Origin of the sequence: Lautropia dentalis (assembly GCF_003892345.1) — a bacterium.
Taxonomy (GTDB): Bacteria; Pseudomonadota; Gammaproteobacteria; order Burkholderiales; family Burkholderiaceae_E; genus Lautropia; species Lautropia dentalis.
In genome coordinates, this window is the sequence record NZ_RRUE01000002.1 from 250,493 (window position 1) to 269,379 (window position 18,887).

Sequence of the window (18,887 nt, forward strand, 5' to 3'; positions counted from 1 at the left end):
GATGCTCGCCATGCACGGAGCAATGCACACACATTTCTCCGCTCCTCCTGCCTGACCTTCGCTCCAGCCATTCAGCCATGCCCAACCCCCGTTCTCTGTACATGCTGCTTTCTGCAGCACTGATTTCTTCATCCATGGTCGCGTGCGGCGGCCCAAACGTACCCGACAGCACAACCACACCACCGGGCAACTTCAAGGAAGCCTTTGCGCAGCTTGAAGCTCGAGGTGAACTACCCGTGCTGGACCGGACCGACACCATTGCTGGCATCGACGCCAACCAGAATGGGGTGCGGGACGACATCGAAGCCTTCATCAACAGCCTGCCCGACACACCAGTTCAGAAAAAACGACTGTACAACCTGCAACGCGCGCTCAACAATTCCATGCTTGTCGACCTGAATGACAAGTATCGTCTTCGTGAGGCAGCCAATGACGTCAGCCGCTCGGTAACCTGCGTATCCATAAGTTACCAGGACCCTGCCACAAGGCCACGACGCAGTTTGCAAATCGAAAAAATGACGGCAAACACGCGTCAACGCTATCGGGCGTACATGAAATACAACAGTGCACTGAACGGATCCGTCTTCAGCATGGTCCCGGATTCCGTATGTCCAATGTATGACAAATGAGCGACATCATGCATGCTCATGCCAAAACCATCGTTGCCGCCATTATCTTCGGATCCGCGTGCACAAGTCTCCATGCACAGACGTTGTCACAAGGCGCCATCTGCGAGACAAGAGGCTACACCATCGGTTTTTTCAATGGGGTATGGAACACCCAGGTTCAGGCACAGGAAAGCCTCGACGAACTGAAATCGATGATCGGAAATGCATATGCGTCAAGCCCTGTCCGGTTCGAGCTTTTCTACAACCAGTCTGGCCTGGAAATCGACGGAGCCACACGAGCCCAGGATCTGGCAGAAACATTCATCCAGCGAGCGAAGGAATTCGATAGCAGCGGTGAACTGGGCAAGCGTTTCGAGTATCTGTGGGAGGCAGCATCCGGCGAAACATCATTCTGGAACAAGGTCACAAATGTGTTCAGTGCTGCAGGACAGGCCCTCGAGGCCATCTACACATCGTTCATGACAAAGCTCGTCGCCGGTCTTTCAGCCATGCTCAGCAACCCGCCCACAAAGGTTGACTATGCAGAGCATCGCAGCAAGATCGACACGCTTGCTCTGGAAGGCCAGAAGCTTCTCTTGATGGCGCATTCACAGGGGAATCTGTTTGTCAACCCAGCCTATGACTACGCCAGGAGCAGGTACGCCACAAACAGTGTTTCCACCCTGCATATCGCCCCTGCATCGATGACACTGCGAGGCAACCACGTGCTTGCCGACATCGATCATGTAATCAATGCGCTTCGTGCGTTTGGATCACACAGCGTTCCCTCGAATAACCTCATCCTGCCAAAGTCAAACAAAGACAGAAGTGGCCATATGCTTCTGCAGACCTATCTGGACGCATCACGCGCCGGCAGGCATCACATTCAACAGCTTTCGCTCCAGAGTCTGGCGTCACTTGAGAGCCCGGAGGCAAAAGCCCAACCCGGTTTCTTCACAACCACTCTTACCTGGGACGGCGAAGGAGATGTGGATCTTCACATGCTGGAACCTGGCGGTACCCATGTTTACTATCTGAACATGGAGGGATCCGCAGGCACGCTTGACGTGGACAACCGGGTTGCCAATGGGCCTGAGCATTACTATGCCTCCTGCGACAGCAGCAGACTTCAGGCTGGCATATACGATATCCGGGTGAACAATTTCAAGGGTCCAGAGCGCAAAGCGACGGTACAGGTAAACTTTGCCAATGGAGGGCAACCGCTGACCAGGATCATAGACACTGGCCCCCAGCGTGGCAGACTCGGTGATCCAGACCCCCTGCCTGTAGCACGGATCAGCGTGCAACGCGACGATTCCGGAAACTGGACAGCCACCCCCGTTCAGTAGGGACACCAACCAGTTCACGCCTGTGCTCCTGCTGACCCATTCACGCTACATCGTGGTGGCGCAGTACATAGGTATGGAGGAGAGGGAAGAGAATAGTCGGTATCATGAGGCCCTGAAATGGAGGCAAGACCATAAACACCACACAACGCTTCACCAGCGTCTGGGACGCCCTCGAAGACACGCCCGCCGAAGCTGAGAACATGCCTCTTCGCTCGGCGCTGATGGTCGCCCTCAAGCAGCACATCGCCCAGTCCGGTCTGACCCAGGCCCAGGCTGCTGCGCTGTTTGGCGTTACCCAGCCGCGCATTTCCGATCTGGTACGTGGCAAGATCAACATCTTCTCGCTGGACACGCTGGTCAACATGGCATCCGTGGCCGGGCTGCGCATCGACATGCAGATCCAGCCTTTTCCGGAAGCCTGATCAACCGGCCATCTCCCGCTCCCACCGCCCCCGTGTCATGACATACAGGCAGTGTCGCTGCAGCACATGTCCAGCAGGCAATGCGGGATGATCAAACACCTCTCCCGTATCCTCCATACCGATTTTCGTCATGACCCGGCGTGAAGGTCCGTTGACCGTCGCCGTGAGCGCATGCACGGCATCCAGCGCCAGCACCTCGAAGGCAAACTGCATCACGCGCCGGGCTGCTTCGGGTGCATAACCCCTTCCCCAGTGATCCGGCAGCATGCGCCAGGCAATCTCGGTCAGCGGCGCATGGGGAATGCCACTGTCCTTCTCCACCGCATGCAGACCCGTCATGCCGATGAATTCCCCCGTGGACTTCAGCGTTACCGCCCAGACGCCCCATCCATGCGCCACCAGAAATGCCTGAAGCCGGCTCATCTGCGCACGGCTTTCCGGGGCAGACAGTACACGTGGAAAATAACGCATGACGCGCGGATCGGCATTCAGCTGCGTGTACGGCAAAAGATCGGCATCCGTCCACGACCGCAGGGACAGGCGAGGCGTATCCAGTATCGGCACCTGCCGACCTGCATGCTCCTCGTTACCCCAACCGGTATGCTCGTCATCCCAGCCGGCATGCTCGCCACCCCAACCAGCATGTTCGCTGTCCCACCCGGCATGCCCGTCACCCCAACCAGCATGCTCGTTGCCCCCGGCACGTTTGTTTCCTCGCCTGTCTACCGGGCTGCTCACGGTTTCTCCAGCCGCAGCAGGCGTCCTTCATCGCTGTCGGTGATGATGTAGATCTGCCCATCCGGGGCCTGCCGCACATCGCGCACACGCTCGTCCAAAGGAATTTTTTCTTCCCGCACCACGTGCCCCTTCCCGTCCAGCACCAGTCGCCCCAGATAGCCAAATTTCAGCGATCCAACCAAGAGGTTGCCATCCCAGTCCCTTCCATAGCGGGTCCCGCGAACGAACTGCATGCCCGATGGCGCAATCGATGGCAGCCAGTAATAGCGCGGCTGCACTGTACCGGGCGCCGTCGGCTTGCCATTGCCAATCGGACCACCGCCATACTGCTCGCCATAGCTGGTCAACGGCCAGCCATAATTGGCACCGGGTTCGATGATGTTGATTTCATCCCCGCCCTGCGGGCCATGCTCGATCATCCACAGTCGCCCATCCGGCGCCAGCGTCGCCCCCTGACCATTGCGGTGTCCGTAGCTGTAGATTTCCGGCCGCGCACCCCTGCGCTTCACGAAGGGATTGTCGGCCGGCACGCTGCCGTCCACACCAATGCGCACGATCTTGCCCAGATGGTTGTCCAGCCGCTGGGCCTGCTGCGCCTCGCTGAAGCGCTCGCCCAGGGTCAGATAAAGCTGCTTCCCCTGCTGCACGATCCGGCACCCGAAATGCAGGGTGCTGGCCACCTTCGGCTGCTGCCGGAACAGCACGCGCAGATGCTGCAGCTGCCGATAATCCTTCGACAGCACACCGGTTGCCAGCGCCGTGCCATTGGTGCGTCCGTCATCCGATGGCGCTCCATAGCAAAAGTAGATGCGGCGGTTCTGCGCAAAATCCGTGTCCAGCGCAATGTCCAGCAATCCGCCCTGCCCGGTGGCTGCCACGCGCGGCAGCCCGTTCACCGGCGGCATGATCTGCCCGCTGCCCGTGATGCGCCGCAGTGCACCACTGCGCTCGGTCACCAGAAAACCGCCCTCGGGCAGAAAGGCCAGCCCCCAGGGGTGGTTCAGATGATCGGCCACCGTCACCCATGTCCACTTCTGTGGACTGTCCACCGGGTTGGCACGCCGGGCAGGAAGCGCATCCGGGCCAGGCACGGCGTCATCTGTCCTGGCCTGTTCCGCAGGCTTGACCGTGCCGGCAGCTTCGGCACCCTGTACGAACTGAACCGGTGACAGCAGACTGCCCAGCAGCACAGCCAGCAGCATGTGGCGCCGGCCACACTGGCCCCGCACATGCAAAACAGACCCACGCAGCCCAGGGAGATGAGCGAACCGAAGTGATACCGACATGACCGGATGACCAGAAAGGAAGAAGACCGCAGGAAACTGCCTGCGCCAGACCGCCCCATCAGGTCACGATATCACCAACGCCTTTCGCGTGCGCCGGCCCGGTCATCGATCATTGCATCTGCTTACAGATCGAAGGCCGCATCGATCAGCCGCTGCGTGTATTCGGTCTGCGGATTGCGGAAGATCTGCTCGGATGTTCCGTACTCCACCATCCGGCCCTGCTGCATCACCACCACGTTGTTGCTGACGGCGCGCACCACGGACAGGTCGTGGCTGATGAACATGTAGGTCAGGCCATACTTGTCCTGCAGGTGGCAGAGCAGCTCCACCACCTTCACCTGCACCGACCGGTCGAGCGCCGAGGTCGGCTCGTCCAGCAGGATGAACTTCGGCCGCAGGATCACCGCGCGGGCAATGGCAATGCGCTGGCGCTGCCCGCCCGAGAATTCGTGCGGATAGCGGTTGAGCGCCGAGTGCGGCAGCTGCACCTCGTCAAGCACGGCCAGCACCCGTTCGATGCGTTCCTTCTTCGACAGCTCCGGCTGGTGGATGCTCAGCCCCTCGCCCACGATCTCGCCAATGTTCAGACGCGGTGACAGCGAACCGTACGGATCCTGGAACACGATCTGCCGCTCGGCCTGCAGCCGGCGTGTCTCTTCCTTCGAAAGCCCGCGCAGGTTGCGCCCTTCGAAGGAAATGTCACCCTCGTAGTTCAGCATCTGCATGACGGCCTTGCCGAACGTGGATTTGCCCGAACCGGATTCGCCCACGATGCCCAGTGTCTCGCCGCGGCGCACCTGCACATCCAGACCCTTCACGGCCTTGAACACCTTGGTGGGCTTGCCGAATAAGTTCTTCTTCAGCGCAAACTCCACCCGCACGTCCTTCGCGTCGATCAGTACGTCGGGGTTGCCCTTGACCGGCTCCCGCGTGCCGCGGGGAATGGAGTTGATCAGCTCGATGGTGTATTCGTGCTTCGGCTCGGCAAACACCTTGGCAATCTTGCCGCGTTCGACGATCTCGCCGTGGCGCATCACGCAGACCGTGCGGGAGTAGTGCTCGGCCAGCCCCAGATCGTGGGTGATGAAGATGATGGCCATGCCCATCTGCTGCTGCAGGTCGTGCAGCAGGTCGAGGATCTCGGCCTGGATGGTCACGTCGAGCGCCGTGGTGGGCTCGTCGGCAATCAGCAGATCGGGGTTGTTGATCAGCGCCATCGCAATCATGATGCGCTGCAGCTGTCCGCCCGAGAACTCGTGCGGATACTGCCGCATGCGGCGTTCCGCCTCGCGGATGCCCACGCGCTCCAGCAGCTCCAGCACCCGCCTGTTGGCCTCGGCCCGGTTCCAGTCCGGGTTGTGCAGTAGCGCCGACTCCATCAGCTGCTTGCCGATGCGCATGAAGGGGTTCAGCGAGGTCATCGGCTCCTGGAAGATGAAGCTGATGCGGCCACCGCGCAGGTTGCGAAGGGTTTTCTCGTCGGCATCCAGCACCGAGGTGCCCTCGAAATCGATGCTCGACCCCTCGCCGTAACGGGTGATCTTTTCATCCAGCAGGCGCATGATCGACATGGCCGTCACGGATTTGCCCGAACCGGACTCGCCCACCAGCGCCAGGGTCTCGCCCCGGGCCACCCAGAAACTCACCCCGCGCACCGCATGCACGACCTGGTCGTGGGTGTGGAAGTGCACGTTCAGGTTGTTCACCCGCAGCAGAATTTCCTGCCCGTCCGAGTTGCGCTCGCGGTCCGCCCCGGTCAGCACGGGCTGCGCCGTGGAGGCATCTGCACTGGCAGCCTCACCGTTCATGGCCGCCGCGTTCATTCCTTTCGTTCCGGTCATGCCTGCCATGCCTTTCGTGTTTTCGTTCATGGTCGTGTATCCCGGCATCAGCGGTCTTTCGGGTCCAGCGCGTCGCGCAGACCGTCACCCAGGAAGTTGAAGCAGAACAGCGTTGCCACCAGGAAGAAGGCGGGCACCAGCAGCTGCCAGGGGGCCGTCTCGATGGTGAGCGCCCCTTCCTGCAGCATCGAGCCCCAGCTGGCCATCGGCTCCTGCACGCCCAGCCCCAGGAAGCTGAGGAAGGATTCGTACATGATCATGCCGGGCACCAGCAGCGAGGCATACACCATCACCACCCCCAGCACGTTGGGGATGATGTGGCGCACCACGATACGGCGCCGCGACATGCCGCTCACCCGGGCCGCCTCGACGAACTCCTTGTGCTTGAGGCTCAGCGTCTGGCCACGCACGATGCGCGCCACATCCAGCCACGACACCAGGCCCACCGCCGCAAAGATCAGGATCAGGCTGCGGCCGAAGAACGTCGTCAGCAGGATGACGAAGAGCATGAACGGGAAGGCGTTGAGGATTTCCAGAAAGCGCATCATCAGCGAGTCGATCTTGCCGCCGAAGAAGCCGGCCAGCGCCCCATAGAGCGTGCCGATCACCACCGCCACCAGGGCGCCGGACAGGCCCACCAGCAGCGAGATGCGGCCGCCGACGGCCGCCCGCGACAGGAGGTCCCGCCCCAGCGAATCCGTCCCCAGAAAGTGCCGGGCAGACGGCGGTGCCGACAGCGCGTCCCAGTCGTTGAAATCGTAGGCATAGTGGGTGAGCATCGGCGCGAAGATCACGAACAGGGTGATCAGCGCCAGAATGGTCACGCTGTACACCGCGGCCCGGTTCTTGCGAAAGCGCCGCCAGGCGTCGTCCCACAGGCTGCTGCCCTGCATCTGGGCACGTTCTGCAGCGTCTGCCAGGGCTTCGGTTTTTTCTTTCTTGACTATCATGTACGTTCTCTGCTCAGGTGCCCTGCCAGCTCAGTAACGGATTTTCGGGTCGATCAGCGCGTACAGGATGTCCAGAATCGCGTTGAACACGATGGCCAGGACACCCACCATGATCGTCAGGCCGAGAATCATGCCGTAGTCACGGTTCAGTGCCCCGTTGACGAACATCTGGCCAATGCCCGGCAGGCCGAACACCGACTCGATCACGATGGCGCCGGTGATGATGCCCACGAAGGCCGGCCCCAGGAACGACACGATCGGCAGCATGGCCGGACGCAGGGCGTGGCGCAGCACGATGGCGCGAGTGGACAGCCCCTTGGCGCGGGCGGTGCGGATGTACGGGCTGTTGAGCACCTCGATCATCGCGCCCCGTGTGATGCGCGCAATGCTCGACACATAGCTGATGGCCAGCGCCGCCACCGGCAATATCATGTTCATGAGCGCCCCGTCATTCCATCCCCCGGCCGGCAGCCACTTCAGGTAGATGGCAAAGATCAGGATCAGGATCGGCGCCTTCACGAAGCTGGGCACGATCACCCCGATCATGGCCACCGTCATCAGCGTGTAATCCACCCAGGTATTGCGCCGCAGCGCCGCATAGATGCCCAGCGACATCCCGACCACCACCGCAATGGAAAAGGCGTACACGCCGATTTCCACCGACACGGGCAGCGCCTGCGCCAGCAGCTCGTTGACGGAAAAGTCGCGGTACTTGAACGACGGCCCCAGATCCCCCATGGCCAGCTGCTTCAGGTAGTGGAAATACTGCAGATACATCGGATCGTTCAGGTGGTACTTGGCCTCGATGTTGGCCATCACCTCCGGCGGCAGGTTCTTGAGGCCCGTGAACGGGCTGCCCGGTGCCAGCCGCATCATGAAGAACGACACGGTGATGAGCACCAGCATCGTGGGAATGGCTGCCAGTATCCGTTTGAAGATGAATTTCAGCATGATCGTTTCATGTCCTGGCGGCCTGCGCCGCCTGCAAGGCGTGGCGGGTTGGCGCACACCATGAACTCACGCACCCACACGGGACGCATGAGTTCATGACGCGCCCTATTTCTCGGGGGTCTCGGGAGCAAAAGACCACCGCTTCACCACGTAGTTCAGCAGCGGGTCATGGTCGGAATAGCCGCGGATATCGGGCTTGACCATGTTCACCATCACCTGGTGGTAGAGCGGGATGAAGGCCGTATCCTGCTGCAGCATCGCCTCGGCCTGCGTATAGAGCTTCGTGCGCTCTTCCGGCGTGCGGCCGGCGCTCAGGGTGTCGTCCAGCAGCTTGTCGAAGGCCCGGTTCTCGTAATGGAACACGTTGTTCGCGCTGCCCGCACGGAAGATGTTCAGCATGCTGGACGGGTCGTTGAAGTCGGGGCACCACCCGCCGAACGACAGGGTGAAACTGCCCGTGTTGCGCGTGTCCTGGTAGGTTTTCCACTCCTGGTTGATCAGGCTGGCCTCGATGAAGGGCACGGCCGTCTTCCAGATGGAGCGCAGCGCGGAAATCTGCTTGCGCGAGCTTTCGTTGGTGGAATAGAGCACCTCGAAGGTCAGCGGCTTGCTGTCGTTGTAGCCAGCCTCGTTGAGCAGCCGGGTGGCCTCGGCCACCTTCTTCTCGTGGCTCCAGTCCTTCCAGTCGGGGGCAATCTGGTCGACGCCCTGCATGTCGGGCGAAGTCAGCTGGTAGGCGGGCCTGTCCCCGCGTTGCGCCACCTTCGTCACAATGTTGCGGTCGGTCAGCATGCTGAGCGCCCGGCGCACCTTCGGGTTGTCGAACGGGGGCATGCGATGGTTGGGCTCCAGGTACCACGTGCACAGCGAGGTGATGTGGTGCACCTGCCCGGGGAATTCCTTCTCGGCCGACTTGATCTGGTCCTGCGGGACCGAATAGGTGACATCCACCTCGTCGGCCCGATAGCGGTTGAACTCGTTGCCGGCCGGCAGCATGGTCACGGCCGGAATGGACACGCTGTCGTGGTCGTAATATTTCGGGTTCTTCTCCATCTTGATATGGCTGTTCACCCGCCAGCCCTTCAGCAGGTAGGCGCCGCTCGACACATAGTGCTCCGGCTGTGTCCACTTGTCCCCGTACTTCTCCACGGTGGCCCGGTGCACCGGATAGGTCCAGGCCATGACCATCATGTCCGGAAAATAGGGCACCGACTCGGTGAGCGTGAACTGCAGCGTCTTTTTGTCCAACGCTTTCACACCGAGTGTTTCCGGCCTCGCCTTGCCCTGCATGATGGCGTCGGCATTGAGCACCTTGCCATCGGCCAGATACCCGCCGTAGATCCCCCCCGTCTTCGGGTCGGTCAGGCGGCGGAAACTGTAGACGAAATCATCGGCCGTGATCGGATCGCCATTGGACCACTGGGCATCGCGCAGATGGAAGGTCCAGATGCGGTCGCCCTGGCTTTCCCAGTGCGTGGCCAGCCCCGGAATGGTCTTGCCCTCACCGTCGGAGGCGGTCAGGCCATCCATCAGCTGGCGGATGACCGTATTGGCAGCCATTTCACCGGCCTTCTGCGGGTCGAGCGTGGCGGGCTCGACACTGTTGCCGATGACGACGCGGTTGTACTCGGTACGCTTGAAGGGAGGCGCCGGCTTGACTTCGCGCTCGCAGCCCGACAGCACCAGAGCGGCAGTGACGGACAGACACAAGACTGAATGAGGCTTGACAGAGAACACCACACTTCTCCCGTTTTTCTTTTTGTACGGAACTGGCCGACACCCTGGACACCGTCATGCTTCCGGCAGCGCCAGCTGCATGTATCCATTATGCGACAGACCGGGGCGGTACCACGACGACTGCACACAATCCTGTTACGCGCCGGGGATATTAGCAGGCGCACGGCCTGATTCACTCCTTCGGGAAAACCCTGCCCTTTTGCGGCGTCTTCACGCGCCGTACCAAAGGTAGCGGCGGGCTTCACCGGGAAGGCCGGCAACAGCCGGGACAGCCGAACAGGAGAGGAGCGTCACGGCTCCCGACGTGATCTCGGGCCATCCGCTGATGACCCGCTGATGACCCGCTGATGACCTGCTGATGACCTGCTGATGACCTGCTGATGACCTGCTGATGACCTGCTGATGACCTGCTGATGACCTGCTGATGACCTGCTGATGACCCGCTGGTGGGCCGATGACTGCCCGACGGCTCCCAAGGCAGCAGACTGCAGGGGCTTGGGCACTCCGCCAGCATCGGGCGGGGTAGGATATCGTCAGCGCGTCGCGGACCTGCCCATCCCCGCGCCCCAGCGTGTAACGGACCCATTCGTCCCCGCACGCCAGAAACACACCCGCACGGAGCATCCCATGAAGATCGCGATGGCCGGAGATCACGCCGGATTTGCCATGAAGGCCGAGCTGAAAAAGCTGCTGGAGCAGCAGGGACACGAAGTGACCGACTTCGGCCCGTTCTCGGAGGAAGGCTGCGACCTGCCGGACTTCATCTACCCGGCTTCGCTGGCCGTCAGCAATGGGGAGGTCGAGCGGGGCATCTTCATCGATGGCGTGGGCTATGGCAGCGCGCTGATCGCCAACAAGCTGCCGGGCGTGTTTGCCGCCGTCTGCCAGGATCCGTTCTGCGCCGGACTTGCCCGCTCGCACTCGAACACCAACGTGCTGTGCCTGGGCGGCAAGATCATCGGCTCTGCCATCGCGCAGGAAATCGTGAAGACCTGGATGACCACCAACTACCTGGCCGACAACCCGCGCTACACCCAGCGGGTAGACAAGGTGGTGGCCATTGCAGCGAAGCACACCACGAAGTGAGGCATCGCGACACGGCATAATCCATGGGACATCCAGAATGCATCGAATGACGAGGTGACGTCCCATGAACTCCGGCACTGTCAAGATTGTCGACCGTCTTTCTGCGGTCGAGGCCATCAACCAGATGAGCGAGGAAGATCTGGTCTTTCTCAACCGGCTCATCATCGAGCGCTGCAAACTCATCCGCCAGGCGCGCGCCACCGTGCAGATGACCCGCTTCAACGTAGGCGACCGGGTCAGCTTCATCGCCCATGGCGAAGACAAGGAAGGCACGGTCATCCGGCTGAACAAGAAGACCGTCAGCATTGCGGTCGATGACGGCCACCAGTGGAACGTCGCGCCCGGGCTGCTGAAGCTGGTTCAGTCGGCCGGGGATGAGCTGTGGCTGGGTTGATGACGGTGCCGCTCCTCACCGCCCCCGGCGCTGCCCCACGTTGATCAGCGCAAGCCCCACCACGGCCAGCACCACCCCCAGCAGCAGCGAGGCATCCACCGTCTCGCCCAGCCACCAGGCGGCCAGCCCGATGCCGAAAATGGGCACCAGCACGATGTACGCGGCTGCATTGCCGGCCCCCAGCGCCTTCACCCCGCCAAAGTACCAGGCATAGGCCAGCACGGTACCGACGAAGGCCAGCGCCAGCATGTTGTACCAGGTATAGGCCGAGGCGCCGGCCACGGCCTGCCATCCGGCCACACCGTCCACCATCAGCCCGGCCGGTATCAGCGCCAGACCACCGATGACCGCGCTCACGGCCGTGGCGGTGAGCGGCGGAATGCCCTTCATCACCACCCGGCTGAGCAGCGTATAGCTGGACCAGCACAGCGCCGCGCCCAGAATCAGCGCCTCACCGGCGCCCACGCCACCGCGCCACAGCAGGGAAATGTCACCATGCGAGACGGCCACCATGGCCCCCGACAGGGACAGCACCATGCCCAGCCCGATGACGGGGTTGAGCTTCTCACCAAACAGCCAGGCGGCCACCAGCAGCGTGATGGCCGGGTTCAGTGTGATGATCACCGCTCCCTTGCCCGCCGGGATGTACTGCATGCCGGACATGAACAGGACGGTGTAGAGAAACACCCCCACGGCGGCGCAGGCCGTCAGGCCCAGCCACTGCCGGCCATCCAGCGCGCGGATGCTGCGGAAGCGGTCGACGGCAAACACCCAGGCCAGCAGGGCCGCGCCTGCCAGCAGGAAGCGCAGCGCCGCACCGGTGACGGGCGGCACCGTTTTGACGATTTCACGCGCCCAGGACCAGGTGGCGCCCCACGATGCAGCCACGCCGATCAGGCGCAGATGGATGCCGAGGTTGTTCATGTCGTGCTCCGCAGTTGCAGGGCAACATGATGACGGGGGACGGGGGTGCTGTCCAATCAGGCTGGCGTAACACGCGGTAAACCGGCTGCTGGGTGACCAGAAATTGACAACAGACAGGGGCGAACACAGCACAAAGCAGCCCCTGAGACACCGGCGCTCCAGCTTCCTGAAAGAAAACCGGAGCGCCTGCATGTCATTCATCCAATGTCAATGTCTATATTTGTGCCATTCCCTTGCCAACGGAAAGTTGAAAAGACTGAACCGGGAATGTTTGGTGTATCCTCAATATAAACTCCACCGTTACCGAAGCGGTGCCCGTAGCTCCAACCCTCCTGAATCGTCCACAACGAGCAGTGCAGTCGCTTGGCTGGATTGTAGCTGTCCAGGTTGTAGGAAATTTCATAGCATACCTGAACATCACGGTCGTCTTGCCCTGCTCTCCAGAAAAGACGAACTTTGGCTCTTGACGATTCCCACGTCTGGATCGTTTCGTTCTCCAAAAATCGCTGCCTGTGCGAAATAACGCGTTTTGTATTTGCATGAAGAACACTCTGATCCATCCACCGGACCCAATAGTTGTTGAATGGATCACCGCCCAGCGTCAGAACCAGCCTGTCCGGCAACGACAGACTCTTTTTCGAACCGTTTGCAATAAGGGTGAGCGTGACGGCCTGGAAGGAGTAAACTGACTCGGCTGAATAGTCCCCTATGGGCTTCGAGTAGACGTTGAGGATGTACTCGCCCTGCGCAGGCTCATACTTTTTCATCCCTTCGGTGTTGTGGCCTTCAATTTCCCTGGCGGGAGAGTAGAAATTGGGGGTAGTATTGCTGCCAGCTTCGATGCGGGGATAATTGCCCGACTCGCGTATTATATTGTTTGATTCATCTACCGGCCAGAATTCCACTGAATAATCGTCCCACTTATCCTCGACGATGGTTCCGATGATATTTCCCTGATCATCGTACACATCACGGGCCTGGATGCGAGAATACGCGCCAACAGGAGTGGTTGCATCCAGCATGGTGGACAGTGCATCACCTCGCAATTTGCGCGACTGAAAAATCGCCGCCTTTCTGTCTCTATCCTGCACGGCGAGTTTTTGTGCCACTGCTGTATCCGTCGATAGCACCGTCTGCCCGCCTGTCGGCAGAATGATGGAAGTTTTTGTCCCTGTAGCAGGCGTGGAAACCGGCGTCACCGACGTACCCGTATTGGATCTGGAAGCAACATCACCCGTACCCGTATGTATCGATGACGTAGCAATCACCGCCGTCTTCGGACTGCTGGAGGCCGCCTTGCCTCCCTCACCACTGCCATCACCTCCACCGCAAGCAGACAGCAAAACGGCGACCATAACGGCCGGCGAAATCGATTTTGTAGACAGAGACATACGAATGACTCCTGGGCTGTTGAAAAGAGAACGGCCCCTGCGGCATGGATGCTCCTCTCAGGGGCATCTGAGACTTCAGACGTATAGATAGTAGATTTTTCAAAGACGAATTTGCACATTTCAATCTTTTTCTGGATGCAAAAGCAACACTTGCTGTTGTATATGTCGCCAATACAGCGTGGACACCGTAAGGCGACCACCTATCCATACAGTTTGGCGCTTTCAGACGCCAATCCAGACGCCAAAACAGATATTCGCCTGAATTTTGAGCGAACATCTGCTTTGGCGTCTGAGTGGTAAAACTGTGAATGTACGCGGCGCTGTTATGAGCCGAATTCTGGCGAAGCTGCGACGTGCGCAACCAGCCTGATGCCAAAAATGAGCGCCAGCACGATATATGCGGCTGCGGGGCCAACATGGTGGCCAGATGCCCCCGCAGGAGGAAGGGTCAAAACGAACCAGGAAACCCCTGCCGCCCATGTACCACAGCCAGGATGGTCACCACCTCATCCGATAATTGATTGATATTGAAGCTACCCCAGTCGGGCAACAATCCGCTGGCGCATCTCCGCCATGACGACACTGTGTTCGGTGCCCGGGCCAGTCTCGGCCCGGCTGATGGCGACCCGTTCACGAAGCCACTCGTTGTACCTGGCCTCAGAAATCCCAGTCCTCATCCTCGGTAGCCACCGCGGTACCGATCACGTAGGATGAGCCGCTGCCCGAGAAGAAGTCGTGGTTCTCGCTGTCTGGCGACAGCGCCGACAGGATGGCCGGGTTGACCTCGCACGCGGCCGGCGGGAACAGGGCCTCGTAACCCAGGTTCTGCAGCGCCTTGTTGGCGTTGTAGTGCAGGAAGGCCTTCACATCCTCGGTCAGGCCGATTCTGTCGTACAGCAGCTCGGTGTACTGGGCTTCCACGTCGTACAGTTCCAGCAGCAGCGAGAAGGCAAAATCCTTCATGGCGGTACGCTCGGCCTCGGACAGCCTTGCCAGTGCCCGCTGGAACTTGTAGCCGATGTAATAGCCGTGCACCGCCTCGTCGCGGATGATCAGCCGGATCAGGTCGGCCGTGTTGGTCAGCTTGCCGCGGCTGGACCAGTACATGGGCAGATAGAAGCCCGAATAGAACAGGAAGCTCTCCAGAAACACGCTGGCAATCTTGCGCCGGTTGGGATCAGCCGCCGCATCGTACTCTTCCAGCACCAGCCGTGACTTGGCCTGCAGCTGGGGGTTTTCTTCGGACCAGCGAAAGGCTTCGTCCACTTCCTTCGTCGAGCACAGCGTGGAAAAGATCGACGAGTAGCTGCGCGCGTGCACGGCTTCCATGAAGGCGATGTTGGTCAGCACCGCCTCCTCGTGCGGCGTCTGGGCATCGGGCATCATCGAGGGGGCACCCACGGTGTTCTGGATGGTGTCGAGCAGCGTCAGCCCCGTGAACACACGAATGGTCAGCGTCTGCTCATCCTCGCGCAGCGTGCCCCAGCTCTGCACGTCGTTCGAGAGCGGCACCTTTTCCGGCAGCCAGAAGTTGGCCGTCAGGCGGTTCCACACCTCCAGATCCTTGTCGTCCTGCAGCCGGTTCCAGTTGATGGCCAGCGGCACCGGGCGCACGTTCCTTTTGCTCGTTTCACTCATTCCAGTCTCCCTGTTCACAGCGTGCACGACACGCACCCCTGCACTTCCGTGCCTTCCAGCGCCGCCTGCCGCAGGCGCACGTAGTAGATCGTCTTGATGCCCTTCTTCCACGCGTAGATCTGCGCGCGGTTGATGTCGCGCGTGGTGGCGTTGGACGGGAAGAACAGCGTCAGCGACAGGCCCTGGTCCACGTGCTCGGTGGCGGCGGCATAGGTGTCGATGATGGCCTCGGGGCCGATCTCGTAGGCGTCGCGGTAGTAGTCCAGATTGTCGTTCGTCATGAACGGCGCCGGATAGTACACGCGGCCGATCTTGCTTTCCTTGCGGATCTCGATCTTCGAGACGATCGGGTGGATCGACGAGGTCGAGTTGTTGATGTAGCTGATCGATCCCGTCGGCGGCACGGCCTGCAGGTTGCGGTTGAAAAGGCCGTGCGCCATGACTTTCTCGCGCAGCGCCGCCCAGTCTTCACGCGTGGGCAACGCGGTGCCCAGCCGCTCGAACAGCGCCTTCACGGCATCGGTTTCGGGCAGCCAGTCACGGTTGACGTATTTTTCGAAGAAACTGCCGTCGGCATAGCGCGAGTTCTCGAAACCCACGAAGGTGCGGCCCCTCTCCTGCGCCAGCAGGTTCGAGGCACGGATGGCATGATAGGCCACTGCCGCAAAATACACGCGGGTGAAGTCGATGCCTTCGGGGCTGCCGTAATGGATGCGCTCGCGAGCCAGAAAACCGTGCAGGTTCATCTGCCCCAGCCCCACGGCGTGGGCCTCGTCGTTGCCGCGTTTGACCGACGGCACGCTGTGAATGGCCGACATGCTCGATACGGCCGTCAGCGCCCGGATGGCCACTTCCACCGTGGCGCCCAGGTCCGGGCCATCCATGGTGGCGGCGATGTTGAGCGAGCCCAGGTTGCAGGAAATGTCGGTGCCGAGGTGGTCGTAGCTGAGGTCCTCGTGATAGGTGGAGGCTTCGTTGACCTGCAGGATTTCCGAGCAGAGGTTGGACATGGTGATGCGGCCGGCAATGGGGTTGGCCTCGTTCACCGTGTCTTCGAACATGATGTAGGGGTAGCCGCTCTCGAACTGGATTTCGGCCAGCGTCTGGAAGAATTCGCGGGCGTTGATCTTTTTCTTGCGGATGCGCTTGTCGGCCACCATTTCCTCGTATTTTTCCGTGACGGAAATCTCGGAAAACGGCACGCCATACACCTTCTGCACGTCGTGCGGCGAGAACAGGTACATCTCGGCATTGCGCTTGGCCAGCTCGAAGGTCACGTCCGGAATCACCACGCCCAGCGACAGCGTCTTGATGCGGATCTTCTCGTCGGCATTCTCGCGCTTGGTGTCCAGAAAGCGCAGGATGTCCGGATGGTGCGCGTTCAGGTACACGGCGCCGGCACCCTGGCGTGCGCCCAGCTGGTTGGCATAGGAGAAGGAGTCTTCCAGCAGCTTCATCACCGGCACCACGCCGGATGACTGGTTCTCGATGCCCTTGATGGGCGCCCCCAGTTCGCGCAGGTTGGTGAGCATCAGCGCCACACCGCCGCCGCGCTTGGAGAGCTGCAGCGCCGAGTTGATGGCCCGGCCAATGCTTTCCATGTTGTCTTCCACGCGCAGCAGGAAGCACGAGATCAGCTCGCCCCGGCTTTTCTTGCCGGCGTTGAGGAAGGTCGGCGTGGCCGGCTGGAAGCGCCCGGTGATGATTTCATCCATGAAGCGCAGCGCCAGCGCCTCGTCGCCCTGCGCCAGCGTCAGCGCCACCATCACCACCCGGTCTTCGAAGCGCTCCAGATAGCGCTGGCCGTTGCGGGTCTTGAGCGTGTAGGAGGTGTAGTACTTGAAGGCACCCAGGAAGGTGGGGAAGCGGAACTTGCGGGTGTAGGCTTCGTCCCAGATTTTTCGCTGGAAGTTGCGCGAATACTGGTCGAGCACTTCGGGGTCGTAGTAGCCCTCGTCCACCAGATAGCGCAGCTTTTCATCCAGATTGTGGAAGAACACGGTGTTCTGGTTGACGTGCTGCAGAAAATACTGCCGCGCGGCACGACGGTCGGCCTCGAACTGGATGTTGCCATCTGCATCGTACAGATTCAGCATGGCGTTGAGGGCATGGTAATCCAGACCGGGTTTGGTCTCTTCCAGGGTGTCTTCGGACATGGAAATTCCTGCAGGATGGTCCGGGCAGTCCGGCAAGGAAGCCTCTGTGCAAATCCGGGGCTTCCAGGGGCACATCGCCCGGGGGCTTGCGCTGGCCGGCGGACCAGGGGCACCCTGCACTGGCATCGGTCAGTGCCTGTGATGCCCGGCTCGCGGCAGGCAGCCGGTAAGCGTCAAAGTCAAAAAACAGAAAATGTTGTCAAAAGCAGCCAGCCCGACAAGGTCAGGCACGGTGGCATCTGTCAGGCAGCTGCATCCTCATGGGGAAACGGCGTCCCGGCCGGGTTACCGGCTTCAGCTTCGGCTGCTGCTTCCCAGAACCGCTCCAGCCCTTCCAGCACGCGCTCCACATCCAGCGACGTGCCGGCCAGCTCGAAACGGTAGAGCAGCGGCACGTTGCACTTATCGGCGATCACCCGCCCGGCGTGGGCGTAGTAGATGCCGAAGTTGCGGTTGCCGCTGGAAATCACCCCCCGCAGCAGGGCGCGGCGGCGGGGATCGTTCAGGAAGCGGATGACCTGTGGCGCCACGGCCCCCTTGCCTTCGCCATCGGCGTAGGTGGGGCTGATCAGCACGTAGGGTTCATCGGGCTCGGGCATGGGTTCGTCCGGCTCGATGGGAATGCGCTCGGCCTCCACGCCCAGCTGGTCCACGAAACGGGCCGTGTTACTGGAGGAGGACGAGTAGTAGAAGAGCTGGGCCATGACGATAGCGGTGAAGTGGCTACTGGCCCGCACCACGCGGGCGCCGGCGCTGCAGATCAGGCAGCCAGACGGCCGATCATGTCGGGGCGAAAGCCCGTCCAGTGCTGCTCGCCGGCAATGACCACCGGCGCCTGGCGGTAGCCCATGGCCAATACCTGGGCCATGGCCACGGCGTCCTGGGTCAGGTCGACCAGCGTGTAGGCAATGCCCTTCGCGTCGAGCGCGCGAGTGGTGGCGGTGCACTGGACGCAGGCAGGCTTGGAATAGACGGTGACGGTCATGCTGGCAGATCCTTGAGGGTTGAGGAGGCGGGCACCAGCAGACGGCAGGCAGCAACGTGCACACGCACGCCGGCCATTTCCGCGCCATGCCCACCGCATGGGGTTCATCAGCGGGATCCGGATCCCCGATGCGCGCTGCGTCGACAGACAGGCAGCAGCGCGTTCGAAGCCTCCGGGACATCCCGGTCACGGCAGGTCTCCTGGCTTGCGGGTCATCGTATCGGGGCGCCCTTCCCGGATTGGGATCCAGTGGTCATGCACCCTTCACTCGCCGCCTACAGTTGCGGGGGCAGCGCCGGCCTTGGCCTTCGCAGAACATCGCGCTGTTCCGCGAAACCGCACCGGCTTCCCTCTTCGGGGCATCGCAGGACACGGGCAGGCCCGATGCCGCTTCAGCACCCCGTCCCTGAAGACACCGGCCTTGCGGCCGG

The 18,887-nt window shown here is 61.3% G+C and carries 17 protein-coding genes and 1 riboswitch; of the genes, 5 read left to right on the top strand and 12 right to left on the bottom strand.

Annotated elements, in window-relative coordinates; all coding sequences use genetic code 11:
• Nucleotides 1-77: 77 nt before the first annotated feature.
• From EHV23_RS09155 to EHV23_RS09165, 3 genes are all read left to right on the top strand, one after another.
• Entirely contained in the window at nt 78-629 is a 552-nt protein-coding gene (locus EHV23_RS09155; protein WP_125095803.1) for a hypothetical protein, read from the top strand.
• The gene (locus EHV23_RS16100; RefSeq protein ID WP_238990408.1) at nt 626-1,957 is read left to right on the top strand and encodes a hypothetical protein; all 1,332 of its coding nucleotides are present in this window, start codon (nt 626-628) and stop codon (nt 1,955-1,957) included. The genes EHV23_RS09155 and EHV23_RS16100 overlap by 4 nt, the downstream gene beginning before the upstream one ends.
• Nucleotides 1,958-2,088: 131 nt before the next feature.
• The gene (locus tag EHV23_RS09165) at nt 2,089-2,379 is read left to right on the top strand and encodes a helix-turn-helix domain-containing protein (protein WP_238990488.1); all 291 of its coding nucleotides are present in this window, start codon (nt 2,089-2,091) and stop codon (nt 2,377-2,379) included.
• On the opposite strand, the gene EHV23_RS09170 is transcribed toward EHV23_RS09165, so the two are convergent.
• The 6 genes from EHV23_RS09170 to EHV23_RS09195 form a co-directional block, all read right to left on the bottom strand.
• Nucleotides 2,380-3,117, bottom strand: a complete 738-nt coding sequence (locus tag EHV23_RS09170; RefSeq protein ID WP_238990409.1) for a GNAT family N-acetyltransferase — start codon at nt 3,115-3,117, stop codon at nt 2,380-2,382. It lies immediately after the preceding gene.
• A complete protein-coding gene (locus EHV23_RS09175; protein WP_125095805.1) occupies nt 3,114-4,319 on the bottom strand; it encodes a PQQ-dependent sugar dehydrogenase in 1,206 nt (401 codons plus the stop codon). Before EHV23_RS09175 ends, EHV23_RS09170 begins: the two co-directional genes overlap by 4 nt.
• Before the next feature lie 206 nt (nt 4,320-4,525).
• Entirely contained in the window at nt 4,526-6,274 is a 1,749-nt protein-coding gene (locus EHV23_RS09180) for an ABC transporter ATP-binding protein (RefSeq protein WP_238990410.1), read from the bottom strand.
• A 17-nt stretch (nt 6,275-6,291) separates the two neighbouring features.
• Nucleotides 6,292-7,194, bottom strand: coding sequence for an oligopeptide ABC transporter permease OppC (gene oppC, locus EHV23_RS09185; RefSeq protein WP_125095806.1), 903 nt, complete (start codon nt 7,192-7,194; stop codon nt 6,292-6,294).
• Between the two features lie 30 nt (nt 7,195-7,224).
• A complete protein-coding gene (gene oppB / locus EHV23_RS09190) occupies nt 7,225-8,145 on the bottom strand; it encodes an oligopeptide ABC transporter permease OppB (protein ID WP_125095807.1) in 921 nt (306 codons plus the stop codon).
• Nucleotides 8,146-8,250: 105 nt separating this feature from the next.
• On the bottom strand, nt 8,251-9,855 hold the full coding sequence (locus tag EHV23_RS09195) for a peptide ABC transporter substrate-binding protein (protein WP_203228957.1): 1,605 nt from the start codon (nt 9,853-9,855) through the stop codon (nt 8,251-8,253).
• A gap of 654 nt (nt 9,856-10,509) precedes the next feature.
• Here EHV23_RS09195 and EHV23_RS09200 point away from each other — a divergent pair.
• Nucleotides 10,510-10,968, top strand: a complete 459-nt coding sequence (locus EHV23_RS09200; protein ID WP_125095809.1) for an RpiB/LacA/LacB family sugar-phosphate isomerase — start codon at nt 10,510-10,512, stop codon at nt 10,966-10,968.
• 64 nt (nt 10,969-11,032) lie between these two features.
• Complete coding sequence (locus tag EHV23_RS09205) at nt 11,033-11,362, top strand: hypothetical protein (RefSeq protein ID WP_125095810.1); 330 nt, start codon at nt 11,033-11,035, stop codon at nt 11,360-11,362.
• Between the two features lie 15 nt (nt 11,363-11,377).
• Here EHV23_RS09205 and EHV23_RS09210 read toward each other — a convergent pair whose 3' ends face one another.
• From EHV23_RS09210 to nrdH, 6 genes are all read right to left on the bottom strand, one after another.
• Nucleotides 11,378-12,286 (bottom strand): DMT family transporter, encoded by a 909-nt coding sequence (locus tag EHV23_RS09210; RefSeq protein WP_125095811.1) that lies wholly within the window; start codon nt 12,284-12,286, stop codon nt 11,378-11,380.
• 197 nt (nt 12,287-12,483) lie between these two features.
• A complete protein-coding gene (locus EHV23_RS09215) occupies nt 12,484-13,677 on the bottom strand; it encodes a hypothetical protein (protein WP_125095812.1) in 1,194 nt (397 codons plus the stop codon).
• A gap of 657 nt (nt 13,678-14,334) precedes the next feature.
• Nucleotides 14,335-15,315 (bottom strand): class 1b ribonucleoside-diphosphate reductase subunit beta, encoded by a 981-nt coding sequence (gene nrdF / locus EHV23_RS09220; protein ID WP_125095813.1) that lies wholly within the window; start codon nt 15,313-15,315, stop codon nt 14,335-14,337.
• A 14-nt stretch (nt 15,316-15,329) separates the two neighbouring features.
• Nucleotides 15,330-17,471: a class 1b ribonucleoside-diphosphate reductase subunit alpha gene (gene nrdE / locus EHV23_RS09225; RefSeq protein WP_125095814.1), complete on the bottom strand. Its 2,142-nt coding sequence runs from the start codon at nt 17,469-17,471 to the stop codon at nt 15,330-15,332.
• Between the two features lie 242 nt (nt 17,472-17,713).
• Nucleotides 17,714-18,211, bottom strand: a complete 498-nt coding sequence (gene nrdI, locus EHV23_RS09230; RefSeq protein WP_238990411.1) for a class Ib ribonucleoside-diphosphate reductase assembly flavoprotein NrdI — start codon at nt 18,209-18,211, stop codon at nt 17,714-17,716.
• A 20-nt stretch (nt 18,212-18,231) separates the two neighbouring features.
• The gene (gene nrdH, locus EHV23_RS09235) at nt 18,232-18,456 is read right to left on the bottom strand and encodes a glutaredoxin-like protein NrdH (RefSeq protein ID WP_125095815.1); all 225 of its coding nucleotides are present in this window, start codon (nt 18,454-18,456) and stop codon (nt 18,232-18,234) included.
• 173 nt (nt 18,457-18,629) lie between these two features.
• Nucleotides 18,630-18,834: riboswitch (cobalamin riboswitch) on the bottom strand.
• Nucleotides 18,835-18,887: the final 53 nt, after the last annotated feature.